This is a genomic window from Rhodococcus erythropolis NBRC 15567, from assembly GCF_001552595.1.
Taxonomy (GTDB): domain Bacteria; phylum Actinomycetota; class Actinomycetes; order Mycobacteriales; family Mycobacteriaceae; genus Rhodococcus_F; species Rhodococcus_F erythropolis.
Genome location: NZ_BCRM01000004.1, coordinates 14,294 through 36,346 on the forward strand (window position 1 = coordinate 14,294; position 22,053 = coordinate 36,346).

Genomic DNA, 22,053 nt, shown 5'->3' on the forward strand with positions numbered 1-22,053 from the left:
GGCTCAGTGCACGAAGTCCGCTGCACGCTCGGCGAGATCGAGCGCCGGCTGGGGGAGTATGCCGAGGATGAGCGTTACACCGGCGCCGAGGCCGATCACACTGCTGGTCAGTGCACTCGGCACCACGACGGTCGGTGCGTCTTCCGCCGATTCGGTGAAGAACATCAACACGATCACTCGCACGTAGAAGTAGGCGGCGATCGCGCTGCACAGGACGCCGACGATCACGAGAGGCGCGGCCCCACCCTCGGCGGCCGCGCTGAACACCGCGAACTTTCCGATGAACCCACTGGTCAACGGAATCCCGGCGAAAGCCAACAGGAACAGTGCAAACACAACGCCGACCAATGGTGAGCGTCTGCCCAATCCGGCCCAGCGCGACAGCGCAGCGACCTCACCGTCAGCGTCCCGGACCACACTGACGACGGCGAACGCACCCACGGTGCTGAATCCGTAAGCCAGAAGATAGAACATCGCCGAGGCGAGGCCGGCATCCGAGTCCGCCACCACGGCGGTCAGAATGAATCCGGTGTGCGCGATAGCCGAATAGGCCAGCATTCGCTTCATATCGGTCTGCGTCACTGCAACGATCGATCCGACAACCATCGTGAGAATCGCGACCGCCCACATCAGCGGGCGCCAGTTCACGTATTCATTGGGCAGGGCCACGTAGAAGACGCGAAGGATGGCGCCGAACGCGGCAATCTTGGTCGCAGTCGCCATGAAACTGGTGATCGGCGTCGGCGCCCCTTGATAGACGTCGGGAATCCACGAATGAAACGGCACTGCACCGACTTTGAACAGCAACCCCACTGCCACCAGGGCCGTTCCGAGCCAGAGGAAGGCGTCGGTGCCCGACCCGATGCGTGCTGCGTCGGCGATACCGGAGAGCGTGACCGTCCCGGCATAGCCGTACAGCAACGCAATTCCGAAAACGAAGAACGCCGACGAAAATGCCCCGAGCAGAAAGTACTTGAGCGCAGCTTCCTGGGAGAGCAGGCGACGTCTACGTGCCAGACCGCACAGGAGATACAGAGGCAGTGAGAACACTTCGAGCGCAACGAACATCGTCAGTAGATCGTTCGAAGCCGGAAACAACAACATACCGCCGACCGCAAAGAGCGTGAGCGGAAAGACTTCGGTCTGGGCGATACCGACCTTCACTGCTTCTTGCTCCGCAACACTTCCCGGGACGCTCGACGCTTGAGGGGTGAAACTGCCGAGCGCGTCATGTTGCGCAATCACTTGGGCGGTGTTGCCCGAGCCTCGCTCGGCAATCAGCAGTACCGCGGGGATCGACACAAGAAGGATCGTGGCCTGCAAGAACAGCGTCGGTCCGTCGACCGCAACAGAACCCATCATCGCCGTCGACCGCGTGCCGGCGAGCAGAAGCACTGCCACGAACGCAGCCGCCAAACCTCCGACACCGAGAACGAGTTGCACTGGGTACCGAATACGCCGGGGTGCAAAGGCTTCGATGAGTACCCCGACCACCGCAACACCGAACACGATCAACATCGGCGCGAGCAGGCTGTATTCGATAGTGGGTGATGCCGCGTCGGCCGAGCCGAGGATGGTCACGTCGTTGAAGGAACTCATTTGTGGGCACCTCCTTCGTGGTCGGCGACGAGCGGCGTCGGTGCCTCGTAGACGACCGTGTGGCTCACTGCAGGAGTGATGACGTCCAAGGCAGGCTTGGGGTAGATGCCGAGAAGCAGGAGGAGTGCGATCAGTGGGGCGACCACCACGAGTTCGCGTCGCGCGAGGTCGCGGATCGTTCCCTGCCCTTCCTTCACCGGTCCGCCCATCATGCGCTGATAGAGCCAGAGTATGTAGATCGCGGACAGTACAAGCGCGACAGTCGCCGCGATAGCGGCCACGTGGTAGCGCGAGTACGTTCCGATCAGCACCAGGAACTCACTGACGAACGGCGCGAGACCCGGCAGCGACAGTGTTGCCAACCCCGCAACGAGGAATGTGCCGGCCAGGACGGGTGCGACTTTCTGGACGCCGCCGTACGCTGCGATCGATCGTGTACCTCGCTGCGAGACCAGGAAGCCCGCAATCAAGAACAGCGCGGCGGTGGAGATTCCGTGATTGACCATGTACAGCGCGGAACCTGCCTGGCTCTGGCTGGTCATCGCGAAGATTCCGAGAATGATGAAGCCGAAGTGTGAAATCGACGTGTAGGCGATCAGTCGCATGACGTCTGTCTGCGCGATCGCCAGTATTGCGCCGTAGACGATTCCGATCACGGCGAGCGTGATGATCCACGGTGCAAAAGTCGACGACGACTCCGGGAACAGTTGCAGGCAGTAGCGAATCATCGCGAAGGTGCCTACCTTGTCCACGACCGCCATCATCAACACTGCTGTCGACGGAGTCGATTCCACCGCGGAGTCCGGCAACCAACTGTGCAGCGGCCAGAGCGGTGCCTTGACCGCGAACGCGAACATGAATCCGAGGAACAAGGCGTTGAGCACGCCGGGTCCGACGCCGAGTTCACCGCTGCTCGCCGCGGACGCGATCGCTCGGAAGTCGAAAGTGCCGCTGGTGAAGGGACTCTCGTCGCGCGTGGTGACCACGTACAGGCCGATGACCGCAGCGAGCATAACCAGGCCGCCGAGGAGGTTGTAGAGCAGAAACTTCACGGCTGCGCGAGATCTGCCAACTCCACCGAACCCGCCGATGAGGAAATACATCGGTATCAGCATTGCCTCGAAGAAAATGTAGAACAGGAGAATATCCAAGGCGCTGAACGAAATCATCACCATGGACTCGACAACAAGGATCAGCGCGAAATAGGTGTGCGGCATCCGCTTGGGTGATGCCGGGTCCGCGGGGACGTCGTTCCAGCCCGCGATCAGTAGTAATGGCACCAGCACTGCGGTGAGAAGAACCAGAACGAGTGCGATGCCGTCAAGTCCGAGTGTGTAGCTGGTACCGAAAGCCGGTATCCAGCTATGGCTTTCGACGAACTGAAACTGCCCGCCGCCGCGGTCGAACGCAACTCCGAGACCGGCGGCGATCACCAGGACTGCCACGGACACTGCCAGCGCGAGAGATTTGGCAAATTGGTACGACCGTGCAGGCAGAGCGAGGACAACACCCGCTCCGATGAGCGGAAGCAGCCAGAGCGCCGTCAGCGCAGGGAAGCCGGCATTGTTCACAGAGTCGCTCACCGCCGCTTCGATCACCACAGTGTCACCGCCATCATTGTCGCGACCACGAGTGTTGCTCCGACAAACATCACCAGCGCGTACGAACGAACGAACCCGGTCTGCAGCTTCCGCGTGAGCGTGGACAACCCGGTGACGACCACCGCAAAGCTACCCACGACGCCGCCTATTCCCTTGGTGTCGACCACTTCCAGCGACTTGGTGAGTTGTTGTCCCGGCTTCATGAACACCGTCTCGTTGAAGGCGTCACCGTACAGATCGCGGCGAGCCGCAACGGTCAACGGTGAAACCGGAGTCGGTGCCACCACGGGAATCTCCCGGGTGGCGTACTCGCGATACGCAATCGCGACGCCGGCGGCGACTGCGAGCAGAGCCAGCGCGGTGATCGACCATGCGGGTATCGGCGGTTCGACGTGATGGGAGCCGACTACCGGTTCCAGCCAGTTCTGCAAGCTGGACCCGATGGTCAGGAGCATGCCGGCCCCGACGGATCCCACCGCCAGAATGATCATCGGAGACGTCATCACCGCCGGAGATTCGTGAGGTTTCTGGTTCTCCCAGCGGGCCTTCCCGAAGAAGGTCATCAGCATCACGCGGCTCATGTAGAAGGCAGTGAGCGCCGCACCCAAGAGCGTGACGATGCCAAGCACAACACCCTTGACGCCGCCCTCGCCGATTGCAACCTCGATGATCTTGTCCTTGGAGAAGAACCCGGCAAACGGCGGAACACCGATGATGGCAAGATATCCGAGCCCGAACGTGACAAAAGTCAGTGGCATGAACGCTCGGAGTCCTCCGTAGCGCCGCATGTCGGTTTCGTCGTTCATCGCGTGCATCACGGAGCCGGCGCCGAGGAACAGGCCCGCCTTGAAGAATCCGTGGGTGATCAGATGAAGGATTGCGAAGGCGTATCCGGCTGGTCCGAGACCCGCGGCCAGGACCATGTATCCGATCTGACTCATGGTCGATGCGGCGAGCGCTTTCTTGATGTCGTCCTTCGCACAGCCGATGATCGCACCGAACAGGAGCGTCACGGCACCGACGATGACAACCACGAGTTGAGCGTCGGGCGCGAGATCGAAGATCGGATTGGAGCGCACGATCAAGTAGACGCCGGCGGTGACCATCGTGGCCGCGTGAATCAGAGCCGAAACGGGGGTGGGGCCCTCCATCGCGTCGCCGAGCCACGACTGCAGCGGCACTTGCGCCGACTTCGCGCACGCAGCGAGGAGGAGCATCAGACCGATCGCCGTCAGGACACCTTCGCTTGCGCCGGACGCGTCGCCGAAGACATTGCTGAACGAGAGCGAGCCGAATGTGCTGAACATCAACATCATTGCGATCATCAATCCGATGTCGCCCACCCGATTGACGACAAAAGCCTTCTTGGCGGCAGTCGCCGCCGACGGCTTGTGCTGCCAGAAGCCGATCAGCAGGTATGACGCCAAACCGACGCCTTCCCAGCCGACGTAGAGTCCTAGGAAGTTGTCGGCGAGCACCAGAAGCAGCATTGCAGCGAGGAAAAGATTGAGGTACGCGAAGAACTTACGACGCTCGGGGTCGTGCGCCATGTATCCGACCGAGTAGATGTGGATCAGCGAACCTACACCGGTGATGAGCAGAACGAAACACATCGACAGTTGGTCCAGTTGCAGTCCGAACTCGACCTGAAGACTGTCGACCGGGACCCAACTGAACAGGTGCTCGGTGACGGTGCGGTCGGCGGTGTCACGGCCGAGCATGGCGATGAAAAACACCACTGCGACGACAAACGACGCGATAGCCATGACGCAGGCAAGCAGGTGACCCCACGCGTTCGTGCGACGACCGGCCAGCAAAAGGACAGCGGCGCCGCACAGCGGCAGGGCGGGGAGCAACCAGATGGCGGACGTGATTCCTCCTGACATATCAGTACTTCAGCAGGTCTGCGTCGTCGACGGATACAGAACGCCGAGATCGGAAGATGATCATGATGATTGCCAGGCCGACGACTACTTCGGCCGCAGCGACCACCATCGTGAAGAAGGCGAAGATCTGGCCGTCCAGATTGCCGTGCATGCGCGCGAAGGTCACGAACGCCAAGTTGGCGGCGTTGAGCATCAATTCGATACACATGAACACCACGATGGCGTTGCGGCGCAGGAGGACTCCTGCAGCTCCGATCGTGAACAACAGGACGGACAGATACAGATAGTTCTCGGGATTCATCGCTGAGTCTCCTCACCGGTGCTCGGATCCGGGGAACGTGGAGTGAGCGCGCTGCTGACCGAGAGCGTCGAGAACGTTCCGTCCGGCAACAAGGCCGGCATGTCCACTGCGTTGTGACGTGCGTACACGCCGGGACTGGGGAGTGGAGTGGCCGAGTCCTTTTCGGGATTGTCTTCATCGCTGCCCAGGTACGCGAATCGTTGCTTGGAGAGTTCGCGTTGGCTGAGTGTGGCTCCGATCTTCTCCCGGTGTGCGAGCATCATTGCGCCGAGTGTCGCCGTGATCAGCAGTGCGCCGGTCAGTTCGAAGGCCCAGACGTAGCGGATGAAGATGAGATCGGCGAGTGCGTCGATGTTGCCCTGGTCGAGTCCGGTGAATCCGGTGAAGCCCGAGATCGACGCATTTCCGAGGCCGCCGATAAGGAGTAGCCCGAATCCGACGCCGATCACGATCGCGCTGACTCGTTGTCCGCGTAGCGTTTCGACCAGGGAGTCCGAAGAATCCACGCCCACCAGCATCAGGACGAACAAGAACAACATCATCACCGCGCCGGTATAGACGACGATCTGGACGACACCCAGGAACAGTGCGCCCTGCACGATGTAGAACACGGCCAGGATGATCATCGTCATCGCAAGGAAGAGTGCAGAGTAGACGGCCTTGGGAGCGGCGACGACACCCAAAGCGCTGATCACCGCAAGGGTTCCGAGGATCCAGAACTGCACCGCCTCGCCGGTGGAGGTCGATGTCATCGTTCCCTCCGCCAGGATCGTGGTGGTGACCGCCGCGATCATTTCTCGGTCTCCGGGTTCGGCTCTCGCTCGGGTGCTGGCTGTTCGGGTGCTGCTTGTTCGGGTGCTGCTTGTTCGGGTACTGCTGTGATGTCGCCGCGGTAGTAGTCGTCCTGAGTTGTGCCGGGACGCAGCGCGTGTGGTGGCGCTGTCATGTCGGTTTTCAGGGGCGCGAGCAGTCGGTCCTTCTCGTAGATCAATCCAGCTCGATTGTCGTCGACCATCTCGTACTCGTTGGTCATCGTGAGGGCCCGAGTGGGGCAGGCCTCGACGCAGAGGCCGCAGCCGATGCACCGCAGGTAGTTGATCTGATACACCTGCCCGTAGCGCTCTCCGGGGGAGAACCGTTCTTCTTCGGTGTTGTCAGCACCCTCGACATAGATCGCGTCGGCGGGGCAGGCCCAGGCACACAGTTCGCAACCGATGCACTTCTCGAGTCCGTCCGCATACCGGTTGAGTTGATGGCGACCGTGGTATCCGGGCGCGGTGGGGCGCTTCTCCTCCGGATAGAACTCGGTCTCGGGTTTCTTGAACATGGTCGAGAGCGTCACTCCGAAACCCGCGATAGGTCCGAGGAATTCAGGCATGGGAGTCCTCCGATGTGTCGGAAACATCTGTGCGTCGCGGCGGTGGCACGTTCTGACCAGGCAGTGTTTGACCAGGCAGTTTTTGACCAGGCAGTTTTTGACCAGGCAGCGGTGGAACCGGGAAGCCGCCCGACATTGCATCGAAAGGCAAGGTCCCCGAAGCGGTGACCAACGCGGCAGTTCGGCGTCGGCCGCGGTAAGTCCCGGCCAACACGATCAGGAGCGCAGCTCCGAGAACCAGTGCGACGCAGAGAAGTACGACCCAGGTGTTGTAGCCCTCGTTGCGGAACGCACGAACGGTCGCGATCACCATCACCCATACCAAAGCTGCTGGGATCAAAACCTTCCAGCCGAGATTCATGAACTGGTCGTAGCGCAATCGAGGAAGCGTGCTGCGCAACCAGATGAAGACGAAGAGGAAGCCCCACACTTTCGCGACAAACCACAGCACCGGCCACCAACCGGAATTGGCGCCGTCCCAAAGATTGAACGGGAACGGTGCGTGCCACCCGCCCAGAAACAGCGTGGTGGCCAGAGCGGACACCGTCACCATGTTCACGTACTCGGCCAGCATGAACATCGCGAACTTGAGGGAGGAGTACTCGGTGTGGAACCCACCTACCAGCTCACCCTCGGCCTCGGGAAGGTCGAAGGGAGCCCTGTTGGTTTCGCCGACCATGGCTGTCACGTAGATCAGGAAGGACGGCAGGAGGAGAAAGACGTACCAGGCTCCCTGTTGGGCGTCGACGATGCCGGACGTGGACATCGTGCCGGCGTAGAGGAAAACGGCAGCGAAAGACAGGCCCATCGCTACCTCGTACGAGATGACCTGAGCGGTCGATCGAAGTGCGCCCAGTAGGGGATACGTCGATCCCGAAGACCAGCCGGCAAGGACGATCCCGTACACACCGATAGAAGTGACGGCCAGGATGTACAGAACGCCGACCGGTAGATCGGTCAGTTGCAGGGGTGACCGGGTTCCGAAAATCGACACCTGTGGACCGAACGGGATGACAGCAAACGCCATGAAGGCGGGCACGACCGCGATGACGGGCGCGAGGAGGTAAATCGGTTTGTCGGCGCCGGTCGGTGTGATGCCCTCCTTGAGGGCGAGCTTGATTCCGTCAGCGAGGCTCTGGAGCATTCCACGGGGGCCGACGCGGTTCGGTCCGACACGCATCTGCATGCGTGCCATGACCTTTCGTTCCGCGTAGATCGCCACCAGCGGGGTGAGTACGAGGAACACGAAGATTGCGAGAGCCTTGCCGATCACCAACCACCACGGGTCGTGCCCGAACGCCGACAGGTCGACCGGAGCTGCGACCGTCCCGTACTCGTGGGTGTTCATTGCGCTCCCGCCTTCGCAATCTTCACCACGGACCCCGCGGTGACGCAGAGCGTTTCGTAGATCGTGCTACCCGGTGAATTGAGCGGGAGCCAGACTGTTCGAGGCGGGAGGTCGGTGATCTCCAACGGTAATGTGATGGAACCGGATTCAGTCGACACCGCAACGTGATCGCCGTTGTCGGCGCCGATCTCGGCAGCGGTCTCGGCCGACAAACGCACGAGCGACGGCCGTGCCGTACCCGCCAGGTTGGGCTCGCCGTCTTGCAATCGGCCGTTGTCGAGCAACATTCGCCAACTCGACAACACTGCCTCGCCCAGTGCCGGTGTGGGCATGGTGCCTGACGGGACCTGAGGCGAGGTGGGGCGCGATCCGGACCAAGCGCCGAGGCGGTGTATCTCCGAGCGTGCGGAATCTGCGTCGGGTAGGCCCAGATCGATGCCCATCTCGGCTGCGATCGCGTGGAGAACGCGCTGATCCGGCATTACTCCTGTCGTTCTCAACGCGGTGTCGAACACGCGCTCGCGGCCTTCCCAGTCGAGGAAGGTTCCGGGCTTCTCGGCGACCGGTGCCACCGGGAAGACGACGTCGGCGAGTTCGGTGACTCCGCTGTGACGGATCTCCAAACTCACAACGAACCCTGCGGCTTCGATCGCGGCCCTTGCCCTCGCCGGGTTCGGGAGATCACTCAACTCGACGCCGCCGACAAGAAGCGCAGCAGTCGTCTGCCCCGGATCCAGCAGACTCGCGGCGTCGCGACCGTCGGATGCCGGGATGGAGGCCCCCCACACTGATTCCACCTCCTGACGTGCTGCCGGGTCCGCAACGGGGCGTCCGCCGGGAAGCAATCCCGGTAGCGCGCCGGCCTCGACGGCGCCGCGATCACCAGCGCGGCGTGGTACCCAGGCCAAAGAAGCTCCCGTCGATTCGGCGAGTCGCAGCGCCGCGGCGAAGCCGCCTGCTACCGCACTCAGTCGCTCACCCAGCAGGATCACAGCACCGGGCTGCCGGAGGAGCTGACCCTCCTCACTGCCGGGGTGGGACAACGAATCCATCAGAGCTGCTTCACTTCCGGGAACGGTCCGAAGTAGACCACCGCCCATCTTCTGCAGGCCGCGCGTAGCGAATGGCGCGCTGGAGAGCACCGTCGTCTTTCCGAAACGTGCGGCCTTGCGCAGTCGCAGGAAGATGATCGGTGACTCCTCCTCGGGCTCGAGAGCTACCAGCAACGCGGTCGGGGCAGATTCGAGGTCCTGGTAAGTCACCGACCCTTCAAGTGTGCGGCCCGCGACGTGAGCTGAGAGGAAATCTTCCTCTTCGGCTGAGTGAGCGCGGATTCGGAAATCGATGTTGTTGGTAGCGAGAGCAACTCGCGCGAACTTACCGTAGGCGTAGGCGTCCTCCAAGGTAGAGCGTCCGCCGACGAGTACGGCTGCGTCACCGCGGGCGTGCGCGAAGGATCGCGCAACGAGGTCGAGTGCCATGGGCCACGACGCCGGAATCAATTCGCCGTCAGCGTTGCGGATCAGGGGAGTGGTGATCCGATCACCTTGGGTCGTGTACGTGAAAGCGAAGCGCCCCTTGTCGCAGTTCCATTCCTCGTTGACGTCGGGGTCGTCCCCGGCGAGACGACGGAGAACCTTTCCGCGACGGTGGTCGGTGCGCTGAGCACATCCGTCGGCGCAGTGTTCACACACGCTGGGGCTGGACACCAGATCGAACGGTCGCGCCCGGAATCGGTATGCCGTACTGGTGAGCGCGCCGACCGGGCAAACCTGGATCGTGTTGCCCGAGAAGTAGGACTCGAAGGGCTCGTTGGCGTAGATCCCGACCTGTTGAAGCGCGCCGCGCTCGAGGAGATCGATGAACGGGTCGCCGGCGATCTGACTCGAGAATCGCGTGCACCTGGCGCAGAGGACACAACGCTCGCGGTCGAGGAGGATCTCGGACGAGAGGGGGATGGGCTTGGGGTAGGTCCTTTTCTCCTCACCGAACCGGGATTCGGTGCGACCGGTCGACATCGCCTGGTTCTGGAGCGGGCACTCGCCGCCCTTGTCGCACACGGGGCAGTCCAGAGGGTGGTTGATGAGCAGGAGTTCCATCACCCCGCGTTGCGCCTTCTCGGCCACAGGCGACGTGAGCTGTGTGGTGACGACCATTCCGTCCGCAACCGGTGTCGTGCAGGACGCCACCGGCTTGCGTTGACCTTCGACTTCCACGATGCACTGGCGGCAAGCACCGACCGGGTCCAGTAGAGGATGATCGCAGAACCGCGGAATCTGGGTGCCGATCATCTCCGCAGCGCGAATGATCAACGTGCCCTTGGGGACCTGGAGTTCCCGGCCGTCGATGGTGAGGGTGACGAGATCAATCGGCGGTGCCGCATCGGTTCCAGTGGTGGCGTCGGCTGCAGTCATGAGACGAACGCTCCTGTCGCGAGAACGGACCGGTGAGGATCGAACGGGCATCCGTTCCCGTCGAAATGCGCTACGTATTCCTCGCGGAAGTACTTCAAGGAAGACATGATCGGGCTGGTCGCTCCATCACCCAACGCGCAGAAGGACTTTCCGAGGATCGTGTCCGAGATATCGAGAAGTTTGGTGAGATCGGCCTCGGTTCCTGTTCCCCCTTCGAGCCGACGCAGGATCTGCACCAGCCAGTACGTGCCCTCGCGGCACGGCGTGCATTTACCGCAGGATTCGTGAGCGTAGAACTCGGTCCATCGCAACACCGCACGCACGATGCAGGTTGTCTCGTCGAATATCTGCAAGGCCTTGGTACCGAGCATGGATCCCGCGGCGCCGACGCCTTCGTAGTCGAGTGGGACATCGAGATGTTCGTCGGTGAAGATCGGTGTCGAGGATCCGCCGGGAGTCCAGAATTTGAGGGTGTGTCCAGCGCGGACCCCGCCTGCGTATTCGAGCAGCTCGCGCAAGGTGATCCCGAGTTCAGCCTCGTACTGGCCGGGGGTGGTGACATGACCCGAGAGCGAATACAGCGTGAATCCCGGTGACTTCTCACTTCCCATCGACCGGAACCACTCCGGGCCGCCCAGGACGATCGACGGAACACTCGCGATGGACTCGACGTTGTTGACGACGGTCGGGCAGGCATAGAGACCGGCGACAGCGGGGAACGGCGGCCGCAGTCGAGGCTGACCGCGTCGTCCCTCCAACGAATCGAGGAGGGCCGTCTCTTCCCCACAGATATAGGCGCCGGCTCCGGCATGGACGACGAGATCCAGATCGAAACCCGAACCGAGGACGTTGCGGCCCAGATATCCGGCCGCGTAAGCCTCGGCGACAGCGGTCTGCAGGCGTCGCAGAACCGGGACAACCTCACCTCTGACGTAGATGAACGCCTTCGCTGCTCGAATTGCGTACGCCGCGATGATCACTCCCTCCACCAACGTGTGTGGGGTCGCCATCATCAACGGCATGTCCTTGCATGTGCCCGGTTCGGACTCGTCGGCATTGACGACGAGGTAGTGAGGCTTGCCGTCTCCTGGCTTGTCTTCGGAGACCTGGGGGATGAAGCTCCACTTGAGGCCTGTCGGGAAGCCCGCGCCGCCACGTCCGCGCAGGCCCGCGTCCTTGACGGTTTCGATCACGGCGTCGGGGGGCGTGGCCAGCGCTTTGCGCAGCGCCTGGTAGCCGTCGCGGCGAAGGTAGCTGTCGAGGGTCCATGAATTCGGTTGATCCCAGTATCGACTCAGGACGGGGGCGAGTGTCATGTCACTTCCCTTCGCCGGGAGCGTCGGCCGCGGAAGCCGAGCCGGGTGGATTGTCGTCGAGAGATCGGCTGATACGTAGTCCGGCAAGAGTTGCATCGCCGACGGTCTGCGCTTCGGCTGCCTCGATTCGCGTATCCGGAAAACCAGCCAGAGTGCGCGCAGTCTGCCGGAACGAGCACAGCGTGGCACCGCGATCGGGTGTCACGCGCTCTCCGGCGCGGAGCGCATCGACGAGTGAGCGCGCCGATTCCGGGGTCTGATTGTCGAAGAACTCCCAGTTGATCATCATGACGGGGGCGTAGTCGCACGCCGCATTGCACTCGATGTGTTCGAGGGTGATCTTACCGTCGGACGTCGAGATGGAGTGTCCACCTTCATCTCTGGAGCCTGTCGAGCCCAGGTGCTCTTCGAGTGCCGCGAGGATGTCGTCGCCGCCCATGATCGCGCACAGCGTGTTGGTGCAGACTCCGACCAGATACTCACCCGTCGGCCCCCGGCGATACATGGAGTAGAAGGTGGAAACTGCGGCGACCTCGGCGCCCGTCAAACCCAGCTTGGCACTGCAGAAATCGATCCCGGCCGGGGTGATGTACCCGTCCTCGGATTGCACGAGATGAAGGAGCGGCAAGAGGGCGGATCGACTGGTGGTCGCGGCGGCGTCAGGCTCACGGTAGCGAGCGATGACGGTTTCGGCGTCGGCGTCGAGTCGGGCGAGTACGTCGGGTGGATAGCTCGATCGTGCGCCGGGGCGTACCAATTGCGTGGGCTCCTCCGGGCGCGGCCCGAGTTCGATGAACACGCGTGACGAGCTGTTCGGGCCGGTCATCGGTCCACTCCGCCCATGACGGGATCGATACTGGCAACCGAAGCGATCACGTCGGACACCATGCCTCCCTCACACATCGCGGCTACTGCCTGAAGGTTGGTGAACGACGGGTCCCGGAAATGGACGCGGTACGGCCGGGTTCCCCCGTCGCTGACCATGTGCACCCCCAGTTCGCCACGCGGAGACTCGACGGCGACGTACACCTGACCTGGCGGCACGCGGATACCCTCGGTGACCAGTTTGAAATGGTGAATCAGACCTTCCATGGAGGACTCCATGATCTTGGCGATGTGCTTCTGCGAGTTGCCGAGGCCATCCGGTCCCACAGCGAGATCGGCAGGCCAGGCGATCTTCTTGTCGTCCACCATGACCGGGCCCGGTTGTAGCTTGTCGAGGCACTGCTCCACGATCTTGAGGGACTCCTTCATCTCCTCGACGCGGATGACGTACCTTCCGTAGCAATCGGATCCGTCGTGTGTCACTACGTCGAACTCGTAGTTCTCGTAGCCGCAGTACGGCTGCGCTCGACGCTGATCGTGGGGGAGACCTGTGGCGCGAAGGACCGGCCCCGTCACCCCGAGCGCCATACAGCCGGTGAGATCGAGATATCCGATTCCCTGGGTACGTGCTTTCCAGATGGAGTTGTCGCTGAGCATCAGTTCGACGTCACGTAACCGTTTCGGTAGGACCTTCAGCAATTCCCGAACCTTCGCGACCGACCCGTCGGGTAGATCCTGAGCGAGACCACCAGGCCTGATGTAGGCGTGATTCATCCGCAGTCCGGTGATCGTCTCGAACACGTCCAGAATCAATTCGCGTTCGCGGAATCCGAACAGCATCGCCGTCACGGCGCCCAGTTCCATTCCGCCGGTCGCCAGGGCCACGAGATGTGAGGAGATCCGATTAAGTTCCATCATCATCACGCGAATGACGGTGGCTCGCTCGGGAATGTCGTCGGTGATGTCGAGAAGTTTCTCGACTCCGAGGCAGTACGCGGTTTCGTTGAAGAACGGTGACAGGTAGTCCATTCGAGTAACGAAAGTGACACCCTGCGTCCAGTTCCGGAATTCGAGATTCTTCTCGATTCCGGTGTGCAGGTAGCCGATTCCACATCGAGCTTCCACGACCGTCTCACCCTCGATCTCGAGAATGAGGCGCAAGACCCCGTGAGTGGACGGATGCTGTGGGCCCATGTTGACCACGATCCGTTCCGCCTCGCCGGTTCGCTGGCGGGCGGCCGCGGTGACGATGTCGTCCCAGTCCTGACCCGATGCCGTGACGACGGTTTCCGTCGTGGCACCGGAGTTGCTTCCTGTCGTCTCGTTCATCAGTTGTACGACCTACGCTCGTCGGGAGGCGGAGTCTGGGCGCCCTTGTACTCGACCGGGATACCGCCGAGCGGATAGTCCTTCCGCTGGGGGTGGCCTTTCCAGTCGTCGGGCATCTCGATGCGGGTCAGGGCCGGATGACCGTCGAAGACGATCCCGAAGAAGTCGTACGTCTCGCGTTCATGCCAGTCATTGGTCGGGTAGATCCCGACGATCGACGGAATATGCGGATCGGAATCCGGCACAGATACTTCCAGCCTGATTCGGCGGTTGTGCGTAATCGAGGCAAGTGGATACACGGCGTGCAGTTCACGACCGGTGTCCTGCGGGTAGTGCACTCCGTCGACACCCAGGCAGAGCTCGAAGCGAAGGTCCGGTTCGTCGCGCAGTCTTCGCGCAACCTGCGGCAAGTGGGAGCGTTCGACGTGCAGCGTCATCTCGTCTCGAAAGATCACCACACGCTCGACTGCAGCGGTGAAAGTGCCACCCGCGCTGCTCAATGCCGCGTCCAACGAATCCGCGACTGCATCGAAATAACCGCCGAAGGGTCGAGAAGCCTTGTCCTCTAGAGAGATCGGAGGGGCAAGCCTGCTGTAGCCCGAGGTGTCGCCAGTGCCGCGGACCCCGAACATCCCTCTCGCGCCGGTGTTACCCGAGGTCATCGCAGCAGCCCCTTCATGTCGATGGTGGGGGTGGATGCCAGTGCGGCGCGCTCGGCTGCCGCGCGTGCCTCTTCGCGGTTCACGCCGAGGGGCATTTCCTGGATCTTTCGGTGCAGTTCGATGATCGCGTTCAGGAGCATCTCCGGCCGCGGCGGACAGCCGGGCAAGTAGATGTCGACCGGCACGATGTGGTCGACGCCCTGAACCACTGCGTAGTTGTTGAACATTCCGCCGGACGACGCGCATACACCCATGGCCAGAACCCATTTCGGCTCGGCCATCTGGTCGTAGACCTGACGAAGTACCGGGCCCATCTTTTGACTGACCCGCCCGGCCACGATCAGAAGGTCTGCCTGTCGCGGCGACGCGCGGAATGCCTCCATACCGAACCGCGCCAGGTCGAAGCGACCCGACGTGGTTGCCATCATCTCGATGGCGCAACACGCGAGCCCGAAGGTGGCAGGCCACAGTGATCCTTTGCGGGCATAACCTGCCAGGCCCTCGACCGTGGTCAGTAGAAATCCGCTGGGGAGCTTTTCTTCGAGACCCATATCCGACTCTTTTCAGTCGTAACAGCTGCGGTGTGACCGGTTTTGTCTGACTCGTGTGTGCTGTTCCTGTGTTCGCTGAGCTAGTCCCAACCGAGACCGCCTCGTCGCCATTCGTATGCGTATGCCACCGAGACGTTGACTATGAAAAGGCCCATCGCCGCGAGGCCGAACAAACCGAGCGAATCGAAATGCACCGCCCACGGATAGAGGAAAACGATCTCGATGTCGAAGATGATGAACAGCATTGCCGTCAGATAGAACTTGACGGGAAACCGTCCGCCACCAGCGGTACGGGGTGCCGGTTCGATTCCGCATTCGTAGGCTTCGAGTTTCGCCCTGTTGTACCGCTTCGGGCCGACCACGGACGCGAGAACAACCGACACCACAGCGAAGGCCATCGCGATGACCCCGAGAACGAGAATGGGGATGTAAGCGTTCATCTCACCCGAACTCCTCTCCGCTGTGCGGATGTCCGCCTAGCCCGAAGGTGCCGTTAACCCGAAGGTGCCGTTAACCCGAAGGTGCCGTTCAATTTCGATACTGCCAGCAATTCGACACTTATGTGACCTGCGACACCCACACTAGGGGAGGCCTCCGACATTGGGTTGATTTTCGAGGTGCCGAGTTTCGCTCTCGAAAGTCCGAAGTAGTCGGCGCCGCAACGAATCACCGCTGCAACGGGTGCTCACCGGCTCAGTTGCCGACGCAGAAGCGCGATGACGGTGGAAGAGAGTTCCATCGGATCTATCGGCTGCGGCACTGAGGCTTCCGCTCGCGACCACGACGCCAGCCACGCATCGTCGGGTCGACCGGTCAGTACGAGGATCGGTGGACAGTCGACGATCTCGTCCTTGAGTTGTTTCGCGACGCCCATGCCGCCCGCCGGACTCGCCTCGCCGTCGAGGATGGCGAGATCGATTCCGCCGGCATCGAGCTTGTCGACGACGATCGGCGCGGTCGCGACCTCGACGTAGTCGATGGTGGGCATCGAAGGATGTGGGCGCTCTCCGAGAGCGAGCCGAACTTGCTCGCGGGTGTGTGCGTCGTCGCTGTAGACGAGGATGCGCACGGGTGCCATGGAGTTGGGCTCTGCGGTCTCGGCGGACACGCGGCCGACGTTACTCCGGGCGGTCCACGGCTACCGGCGAATGTTCAACATCGGCAAGAACTTCCGAGAAATCGCAGCTGGGCTTCACGGCAAACGGTCCCTACCCGGCGATGAACGCCGAAGTAAGGGCCGCCTGAATTGCGTGTGCGCTCAGAAGTTTTCGACGAACTTCGTCAGGCCCTTGCTCGCTGTTTCCAGGGCCGTCTTCTGCGCCTTCTTCACCAGGAAGCCCGGCAGCGGGATCTTGGGATCGATGGTCAGTTCGAAGGTGACTTTGGTTCCACCGTCGGTGGGAGTCAAGACGTACGAGCCGTCCTGCTGGTTCTGCTGGCCGCTCGCGACGAGGGTCCAGGTCACCCTCTCGTCGCCCTCGAAGGTGTAGTCGACTACCTGCTCGTCGTTGATTCCCAGAATGGACACGGCCATGCGAACGCGATGGGGGCGACCGTCGTCGTGGGTGCTCTCGATGGTGATCTTCTTGTGCGCAGACGACCACTCCGGCAGCCGATCGACTGCAGCTACGGCCTTCATCACCGTCGCCGGATCAGCCTTGATCTCGAATTCCTTGACGCCCGAAACGGCCATGAACGTGCTCCTTCTCGCCTTGCGGCAACGGTTCGTGATTACTGCAGTTGCGCAATTAGATCATCGGCGATCAGGGTGGCGTCGAACTAGTCCATGCCGTTCTTGCGCATCTGGTCCCGCAATGCGCCCTGAACGGCTTGTGAAACCCACGAGTTGAGGGAGACTCCGTTCTGATTGGCTGCCTCCTCGGCGCGGGCTTTGATCTGCTCCATCATCCTCAACGTCACTCGGCTGATATCGCCGCTGACGTCGTCGAACGAGTAAGTGGAGTCCTTCTTCTCGTCGTCTGCCTTCTCGTTTCCGCCCTCGCCGCCGGTCGAATTCGTCGGGCGGACGACGTCGGTCACGATCTCGTTGCCGTCGAGATTGACCCTGACCTCGCGGCCGTCGAGTTTGGTCCCGATCTCCTTGGCCAACTCCGTCGCCGCGGCCAACAAGACCAGGCGGACCGAGGGTTCGATGGCGGCGGACAACGACGCCGCAATCCGGCGCGTGTGATCGTCGCCGAGTTCGGCTGCGGTGACGAGGTCATTCTGCAGCTTCGCGGTGTACTCCGAAATGTCCATGACACCAGAGTGGCGTCAAAAGTGACGTCAGTCAAGGGTGTGGTGACGTCACTCGATCTCGGGGGAGCGCAACCGCTATAGAGTTGCCCAGCACCTGAGGCGAACGGCGCCCGGGTTTCGTGCTGGTCGTTTCGTGCTTGTCGAGGAGTGGGTTGTGCCGAACACGGTGTCGCTGAAAGTGCAGTTGGTGGCGAAGTCCGAGTTCTTCCCGCCCGAGGACATTCCGTGGGAGACGGACGCGGACGGCGGCGAAGCGCTCGTCGAGTTCTCCGGCCGAGCCTGCTACCAGAGTTGGTCCAAGCCGAATCCGCGAACCGCAACCAACGCCGGCTACCTCAGACATCTGCTCGAGGTCGGACACGTTTCGGTGCTAGAGCACGCGACGGTGAGCTTCTACATCACTGGTATCTCGCGCTCGTGCACTCACGAATTGATTCGTCACCGGCACTTCTCGTACTCGCAACTCTCGCAGCGATTCGTTCGCGAGAATGATGCGAACGTTGTCGTGCCTCCCGCGGTCGAAGGTGATCCCGAGCTCGAATCACTGTTTCTGTCTGCCACCGACGAGAGCCGTCGCGCTTACGGCGAACTGCTGACCGCCCTCGAGGGGAAATTGCAATCAGTGCCCGGTGCCCCGATGCGTGGGAAGCAAGCCAGGCAAGCTGCGCGCTCGGTGCTGCCCAACGCAACCGAGACGCGCTTGGTCGTGACCGGGAACTATCGGGCCTGGCGGCACTTCGTCGAGATGCGCGCCACCGAACATGCCGACGTCGAGATCCGGCGAGTCGCGATCGAGTGCCTACGTCAGCTTCGTGACGTCGCCCCAAATGTGTTCGGGGACTACGAGATTCTCCGCGGAAGCGACGGATCGGAAATCGCCGTCAGTGCATTTGCGGCCGAGTCGTGACTCGTGTGCAGAAGTAAGAGCTGAACCGGGTAACCTTCTGACCATGACCTACGGTGATTCCGCTTCTCTTGTCGAGCGTCCGTTCGGCACCATTTCCGTTGCGATGGTGACCCCGTTCACTGCCGACGGGAAGTTGGACGTCGACGCGGGAGTGCGCCTCGCAGCCCATCTCGTCGACAACGGCTGCGACGGCCTCGTTCTTGCCGGCACGACCGGTGAGTCTCCCACCACCACCGAGTCCGAGAAGCTCGACCTGCTCCGCGCAGTGATCGACGCCGTCGGCAACCGCGCGAAGATCGTTGCAGGCGCCGGGAGCAACGACACCGCCCACAGTGTCGAACTCGCCCGTGACGCGGCTCGCGCCGGTGCGCACGGTCTGCTCGTCGTCACCCCGTACTACTCGCGTCCGCCCCAGGCCGGACTCTTTGCACACTTCACCGCCGTCGCCAACGCGACCGACCTGCCCGTCATGTTGTACGACATTCCGCCCCGCTCCGTCGTCCCCATCGAGACCGAAACGATCCGCCGACTCGCCGAGCACCCGCGGATCAAGGCCGTCAAGGATGCCAAGGGCGACCTCAACGCCGGCGCAGAGTTGATCGGCACCACCGAGCTTCAGTTCTTCTCCGGTGACGACCCGCTGAACCTGCCGTGGCTCGCTGTCGGTGCTACCGGCTTCGTCAGCGTCATCGGCCATCTCGTTCCGGGTCGCCTCCGCGACCTCCACACCGCGTTCGTGTCCGGCGACATCGCCCGCGCACGCGAGATAAACCTCAGTTTGATCCCTGTGATTCGTTCCGTTGCCCGCCTCGGCGGTGTCAGCGCTTCGAAGGCGGGTCTGCGACTCATCGGAATCGATGTCGGAGAACCACGCCTTCCGCAGGTTGCACCCACTAAAGAGCAGATCGACGGTCTTGCCGCCGATCTGCATGCGGCAGGAGTTTTGTAAATGACCCGTCCCCCCCGACGTCGTAGTGCCAGTCGTCAAGCCGGTCCGCCTTCGCCTCCGGCTCCCGAGACGGCCGCGAAGGCCGCACCGGTAGAGGCACCAGCTGCGCCGGCGGCAGAAGCGGCCCCCGCCGCAGCCGCCCCGCCCAAGAAGGCCGCAGCAGCCAAATCTGCAGCGACCAAGTCCGCCGCCACCAAATCTGCTGCACCCAAGAAATCGACCGAAGACAGGTCGCCACGCAAATCTGCCGGCGGCAACCGTCCGGCAGCGTCGAAGGCGGGCAACGGGCGCGGAAACAAGCGCCCCGAGAACCGTCCGGCCGTCGATCCCACCGGTCGCCTCGGAACACCCCCGAAGGCGCCGGCATCAGGTCTGCGCATCGTCGCTCTCGGTGGCATCGGCGAAATCGGTCGCAACATGACGGTGTTCGAGCACCGCGGCAAGTTGCTGATCGTCGACTGCGGTGTGCTGTTCCCCGAGGACCAGCAGCCCGGCGTCGACCTGATCCTCCCGGACTTCCGCTACATCGAAGACCGTATGGACGACGTCGAAGCCGTCATCTTGACTCACGGCCACGAGGATCACATCGGTGCTCTGCCGTTCTTGCTGCGCCTGCGCGCGGACATTCCGGTCATCGGCGCGAAGTTCACTCTCGCCCTCGTTGCCGCCAAGTGCCGCGAGCATCGCCTGCGACCGAACCTCGTCGAGGTCGTCGAAGGAAACACCACCACTCACGGCCCGTTCGACTGCGAGTACTTCGCCGTCAACCACTCGATTCCCGACGCGCTCGCGATCGCGATTCGCACCGACGCCGGAGTTGTACTGCACACCGGTGACATCAAGCTCGATCAGCTGCCTCTCGACGGCCGCTTGACCGACCTCGCCGGTTTCTCCCGCCTGGGCGACGAGGGTGTCGACCTGTTCCTCGTGGACTCGACCAACGCCGAGGTCCCGGGATTCGTCACGCCCGAGCGTGAAATCGGGGGAGTGCTCGACAACGTCATCGGCAAGGCGAAGCAGCGCGTCATCGTGGCATCGTTCGCCAGCCACGTGCACCGCATCCAGCAGGTCGTCGACGTTGCCGCTCGGTACAACCGTCGCATCGTCTTCGTCGGCCGCTCGATGGTCCGCAACATGCAGATCGCCCAGGATCTCGGCTACCTCACGGTGCCAGACGGACTGGTCGTCGACATCGACACCGCCGCCACCCTTCCCGACGATCGCCTGGTGCTCATTTCGACGGGTTCGCAGGGTGAGCCGTTGGCAGCGCTCTCGCGGATGGCACGCGGCGAACACCGCCAGATCAACATCCGTGCCAACGACCTGGTCGTTCTCGCATCCTCGCTGATTCCGGGTAACGAGAACTCCGTTTTTGCCGTGGTCAACGGCTTGGCCAAGCGCGGTGCCACCGTCGTGACGCAGCAGAGCGCCAAGGTTCACGTCTCGGGCCACGCGTCCGCCGGTGAGTTGCTCTACCTGTACAACGCGGTTCGGCCCACCAACGCCATGCCCGTCCACGGTGAATGGCGGCACCTGCGTGCCAACGCCGCCCTTGCCAAGGCCACCGGCGTTCCGGAAGAGCGCATCGTGCTGGCCGAGGACGGCGTCGTGGTCGACATGGTCGACGGCCTCGCCGAGATCGTCGGACGCGTACCGGTCGGACACGTCTACGTCGACGGTCTTTCAGTCGGTGACGTCGGCGAGCCGACGCTCTCCGATCGACTCGTACTCGGTGAAGGCGGCTTCATCGCCATCACCATCGTCATCAACGAGTCGACAGGACGCGCAGTCAGCACTCCCGAGGTGTCCGGCCGCGGTTTCTCCGACGATCCGACGGCACTCAAGGCCGCCGCGGATCTCGTGGAATCGGACCTGGCCCGATTGGCGAGCGAAGGCGTCATCGACGCTCATCGCATCGCGCAGTCCGTGCGCCGCGTCGTCGGACGCTGGGTCGCGGACAAGTACCGCCGCCGTCCGATGATCATTCCGACGGTCATCGCGGTTCCGTAGATTCGGCACAGCAGGTCGCTTCCGCTCGAACCCGGTCCGGTTCGAGTACTTTGGCGAAGGTGACCTTCGCTCATGACGAACGACTCGCCCTGGTGGACAGCATGGTCGAGTTCGGCCCCGATGCTCCGACACTGTGTGGGGAGTGGACCAATCGTGACCTGGCAGCACATCTGATTGTCCGGGAGCGGCGTCTCGACGCCGCTCCCGGAATCATGTTGAGCCCTCTTGCCGGTCACACCGAGAGCGTTCGAAAGGCCGCAGCGGCGCGTCCGTGGGAGGAGATCCTCGACGACGTTCGGAGCGGGCCGCCGCGATGGTCGCCGATGTACTGGCTCGACGCGCAGGTCAACACCACCGAGATGTTCGTTCACCACGAAGATGTACGCCGCGCACATCTGAACTGGGCGCCGCGTCCGTTGTCGGAGGGTCGGCAGGCTCAGCTGTGGAAGTACGCACGCCAGATCGGCAAGATGGGCTACCGCAAGGCTGCTGTCGAGGTAATTTTCGAACTTCCCTCCGGCGAGAGTGCGGTCGTCCATAAATCCGGCTCTCGCAGTGTTGTCTTGCAGGGCGAACCCGCCGAGTTGCTGCTGCACGCATTCGGTCGCAACGAAGTGAAGATCGAAGCCAAAGGTGAACTGGCCGACGTCCAATCCGTGATGGCGCTCGATCGCAGTTTCTGATTGCCTTTTTCTACCTGAGTGGCGCTCGAACGACG

At 62.5% G+C, this 22,053-nt stretch carries 21 protein-coding genes; 4 read left to right on the forward strand and 17 right to left on the reverse strand.

Annotation, left to right across the window (positions count from 1 at the left end; translation table 11 throughout):
* Positions 1-3: 3 nt before the first annotated feature.
* The 17 genes from nuoN to RE4_RS09210 all read right to left on the reverse strand — a co-directional run bounded on the left by nuoN (position 4) and on the right by RE4_RS09210 (position 17,469).
* Positions 4-1,599 carry an NADH-quinone oxidoreductase subunit NuoN gene (gene nuoN / locus RE4_RS09130; protein ID WP_060938470.1) on the reverse strand — a complete coding sequence of 532 codons (1,596 nt, stop codon included), beginning with the start codon at positions 1,597-1,599 and terminating at the stop codon, positions 4-6.
* Positions 1,596-3,200 carry an NADH-quinone oxidoreductase subunit M gene (locus RE4_RS09135; protein ID WP_060938471.1) on the reverse strand — a complete coding sequence of 535 codons (1,605 nt, stop codon included), beginning with the start codon at positions 3,198-3,200 and terminating at the stop codon, positions 1,596-1,598. The genes nuoN and RE4_RS09135 overlap by 4 nt, the downstream gene beginning before the upstream one ends.
* A complete protein-coding gene (gene nuoL / locus RE4_RS09140) occupies positions 3,194-5,086 on the reverse strand; it encodes an NADH-quinone oxidoreductase subunit L (protein WP_060938472.1) in 1,893 nt (630 codons plus the stop codon). Before nuoL ends, RE4_RS09135 begins: the two co-directional genes overlap by 7 nt.
* 1 nt (position 5,087) lies before the next feature.
* Positions 5,088-5,387: an NADH-quinone oxidoreductase subunit NuoK gene (nuoK, locus tag RE4_RS09145; RefSeq protein WP_003942238.1), complete on the reverse strand. Its 300-nt coding sequence runs from the start codon at positions 5,385-5,387 to the stop codon at positions 5,088-5,090.
* Entirely contained in the window at positions 5,384-6,181 is a 798-nt protein-coding gene (locus RE4_RS09150; protein ID WP_060938473.1) for an NADH-quinone oxidoreductase subunit J, read from the reverse strand. Before RE4_RS09150 ends, nuoK begins: the two co-directional genes overlap by 4 nt.
* Positions 6,178-6,765 carry an NADH-quinone oxidoreductase subunit NuoI gene (gene nuoI / locus RE4_RS09155; protein WP_020907505.1) on the reverse strand — a complete coding sequence of 196 codons (588 nt, stop codon included), beginning with the start codon at positions 6,763-6,765 and terminating at the stop codon, positions 6,178-6,180. The genes RE4_RS09150 and nuoI overlap by 4 nt, the downstream gene beginning before the upstream one ends.
* On the reverse strand, positions 6,758-8,113 hold the full coding sequence (nuoH, locus tag RE4_RS09160; protein ID WP_060938474.1) for an NADH-quinone oxidoreductase subunit NuoH: 1,356 nt from the start codon (positions 8,111-8,113) through the stop codon (positions 6,758-6,760). The genes nuoI and nuoH overlap by 8 nt, the downstream gene beginning before the upstream one ends.
* Positions 8,110-10,527, reverse strand: coding sequence for an NADH-quinone oxidoreductase subunit G (locus tag RE4_RS09165; protein WP_060938475.1), 2,418 nt, complete (start codon positions 10,525-10,527; stop codon positions 8,110-8,112). The genes nuoH and RE4_RS09165 overlap by 4 nt, the downstream gene beginning before the upstream one ends.
* Positions 10,524-11,843 (reverse strand): NADH-quinone oxidoreductase subunit NuoF, encoded by a 1,320-nt coding sequence (gene nuoF, locus RE4_RS09170; RefSeq protein WP_019748171.1) that lies wholly within the window; start codon positions 11,841-11,843, stop codon positions 10,524-10,526. Before nuoF ends, RE4_RS09165 begins: the two co-directional genes overlap by 4 nt.
* 1 nt (position 11,844) lies before the next feature.
* Positions 11,845-12,669: an NADH-quinone oxidoreductase subunit NuoE gene (gene nuoE / locus RE4_RS09175; protein WP_060938476.1), complete on the reverse strand. Its 825-nt coding sequence runs from the start codon at positions 12,667-12,669 to the stop codon at positions 11,845-11,847.
* Entirely contained in the window at positions 12,666-13,997 is a 1,332-nt protein-coding gene (gene nuoD, locus RE4_RS09180) for an NADH dehydrogenase (quinone) subunit D (protein ID WP_019748173.1), read from the reverse strand. The genes nuoE and nuoD overlap by 4 nt, the downstream gene beginning before the upstream one ends.
* Complete coding sequence (locus tag RE4_RS09185) at positions 13,997-14,659, reverse strand: NADH-quinone oxidoreductase subunit C (RefSeq protein WP_019748174.1); 663 nt, start codon at positions 14,657-14,659, stop codon at positions 13,997-13,999. Before RE4_RS09185 ends, nuoD begins: the two co-directional genes overlap by 1 nt.
* On the reverse strand, positions 14,656-15,210 hold the full coding sequence (locus RE4_RS09190; RefSeq protein ID WP_003942234.1) for a NuoB/complex I 20 kDa subunit family protein: 555 nt from the start codon (positions 15,208-15,210) through the stop codon (positions 14,656-14,658). Before RE4_RS09190 ends, RE4_RS09185 begins: the two co-directional genes overlap by 4 nt.
* A gap of 80 nt (positions 15,211-15,290) precedes the next feature.
* A complete protein-coding gene (locus tag RE4_RS09195; protein ID WP_003942165.1) occupies positions 15,291-15,650 on the reverse strand; it encodes an NADH-quinone oxidoreductase subunit A in 360 nt (119 codons plus the stop codon).
* A 245-nt stretch (positions 15,651-15,895) separates the two neighbouring features.
* Entirely contained in the window at positions 15,896-16,288 is a 393-nt protein-coding gene (locus RE4_RS09200) for an Rv3143 family two-component system response regulator (protein ID WP_044480360.1), read from the reverse strand.
* Positions 16,289-16,468: 180 nt separating this feature from the next.
* Positions 16,469-16,903 carry an SRPBCC family protein gene (locus RE4_RS09205; RefSeq protein ID WP_060938477.1) on the reverse strand — a complete coding sequence of 145 codons (435 nt, stop codon included), beginning with the start codon at positions 16,901-16,903 and terminating at the stop codon, positions 16,469-16,471.
* 86 nt (positions 16,904-16,989) lie between these two features.
* Positions 16,990-17,469 carry a toxin-antitoxin system HicB family antitoxin gene (locus RE4_RS09210; protein ID WP_019748177.1) on the reverse strand — a complete coding sequence of 160 codons (480 nt, stop codon included), beginning with the start codon at positions 17,467-17,469 and terminating at the stop codon, positions 16,990-16,992.
* 154 nt (positions 17,470-17,623) lie between these two features.
* On the opposite strand from RE4_RS09210, the gene thyX reads away from it, so the two are divergent.
* The 4 genes from thyX to RE4_RS09230 are packed head-to-tail and all read left to right on the forward strand — an operon-like array spanning position 17,624 to position 22,018.
* Entirely contained in the window at positions 17,624-18,376 is a 753-nt protein-coding gene (gene thyX / locus RE4_RS09215; protein ID WP_029538044.1) for an FAD-dependent thymidylate synthase, read from the forward strand.
* A 43-nt stretch (positions 18,377-18,419) separates the two neighbouring features.
* Entirely contained in the window at positions 18,420-19,325 is a 906-nt protein-coding gene (dapA, locus tag RE4_RS09220) for a 4-hydroxy-tetrahydrodipicolinate synthase (protein WP_003942142.1), read from the forward strand.
* Complete coding sequence (locus tag RE4_RS09225) at positions 19,326-21,335, forward strand: ribonuclease J (RefSeq protein ID WP_019748179.1); 2,010 nt, start codon at positions 19,326-19,328, stop codon at positions 21,333-21,335.
* A gap of 59 nt (positions 21,336-21,394) precedes the next feature.
* On the forward strand, positions 21,395-22,018 hold the full coding sequence (locus tag RE4_RS09230) for a TIGR03085 family metal-binding protein (RefSeq protein WP_003942175.1): 624 nt from the start codon (positions 21,395-21,397) through the stop codon (positions 22,016-22,018).
* Positions 22,019-22,053: the final 35 nt, after the last annotated feature.

Excerpts from the sequence above, each read along its gene's own strand:
- nuoI (WP_020907505.1), bottom strand. The coding sequence starts at position 6,765 with ATGCCTGAATTCCTCGGACCTATCGCGGGTTTCGGAGTGACGCTCTCG.
- RE4_RS09150 (WP_060938473.1), bottom strand. The coding sequence starts at position 6,181 with ATGATCGCGGCGGTCACCACCACGATCCTGGCGGAGGGAACGATGACA.
- RE4_RS09225 (WP_019748179.1), top strand. The coding sequence starts at position 19,326 with ATGACCCGTCCCCCCCGACGTCGTAGTGCCAGTCGTCAAGCCGGTCCG.
- nuoL (WP_060938472.1), bottom strand. The coding sequence starts at position 5,086 with ATGTCAGGAGGAATCACGTCCGCCATCTGGTTGCTCCCCGCCCTGCCG.
- nuoD (WP_019748173.1), bottom strand. The coding sequence starts at position 13,997 with ATGAACGAGACGACAGGAAGCAACTCCGGTGCCACGACGGAAACCGTC.
- nuoF (WP_019748171.1), bottom strand. The coding sequence starts at position 11,843 with ATGACACTCGCCCCCGTCCTGAGTCGATACTGGGATCAACCGAATTCA.
- RE4_RS09210 (WP_019748177.1), bottom strand. The coding sequence starts at position 17,469 with ATGGACATTTCGGAGTACACCGCGAAGCTGCAGAATGACCTCGTCACC.
- RE4_RS09200 (WP_044480360.1), bottom strand. The coding sequence starts at position 16,288 with ATGGCACCCGTGCGCATCCTCGTCTACAGCGACGACGCACACACCCGC.
- RE4_RS09195 (WP_003942165.1), bottom strand. The coding sequence starts at position 15,650 with ATGAACGCTTACATCCCCATTCTCGTTCTCGGGGTCATCGCGATGGCC.
- RE4_RS09205 (WP_060938477.1), bottom strand. The coding sequence starts at position 16,903 with ATGGCCGTTTCGGGCGTCAAGGAATTCGAGATCAAGGCTGATCCGGCG.
- RE4_RS09190 (WP_003942234.1), bottom strand. The coding sequence starts at position 15,210 with ATGGGTCTCGAAGAAAAGCTCCCCAGCGGATTTCTACTGACCACGGTC.
- nuoE (WP_060938476.1), bottom strand. The coding sequence starts at position 12,669 with ATGACCGGCCCGAACAGCTCGTCACGCGTGTTCATCGAACTCGGGCCG.
- nuoN (WP_060938470.1), bottom strand. The coding sequence starts at position 1,599 with ATGAGTTCCTTCAACGACGTGACCATCCTCGGCTCGGCCGACGCGGCA.
- RE4_RS09165 (WP_060938475.1), bottom strand. The coding sequence starts at position 10,527 with ATGACTGCAGCCGACGCCACCACTGGAACCGATGCGGCACCGCCGATT.
- nuoH (WP_060938474.1), bottom strand. The coding sequence starts at position 8,113 with ATGAACACCCACGAGTACGGGACGGTCGCAGCTCCGGTCGACCTGTCG.
- RE4_RS09185 (WP_019748174.1), bottom strand. The coding sequence starts at position 14,659 with ATGACCTCGGGTAACACCGGCGCGAGAGGGATGTTCGGGGTCCGCGGC.
- nuoK (WP_003942238.1), bottom strand. The coding sequence starts at position 5,387 with ATGAATCCCGAGAACTATCTGTATCTGTCCGTCCTGTTGTTCACGATC.
- dapA (WP_003942142.1), top strand. The coding sequence starts at position 18,420 with ATGACCTACGGTGATTCCGCTTCTCTTGTCGAGCGTCCGTTCGGCACC.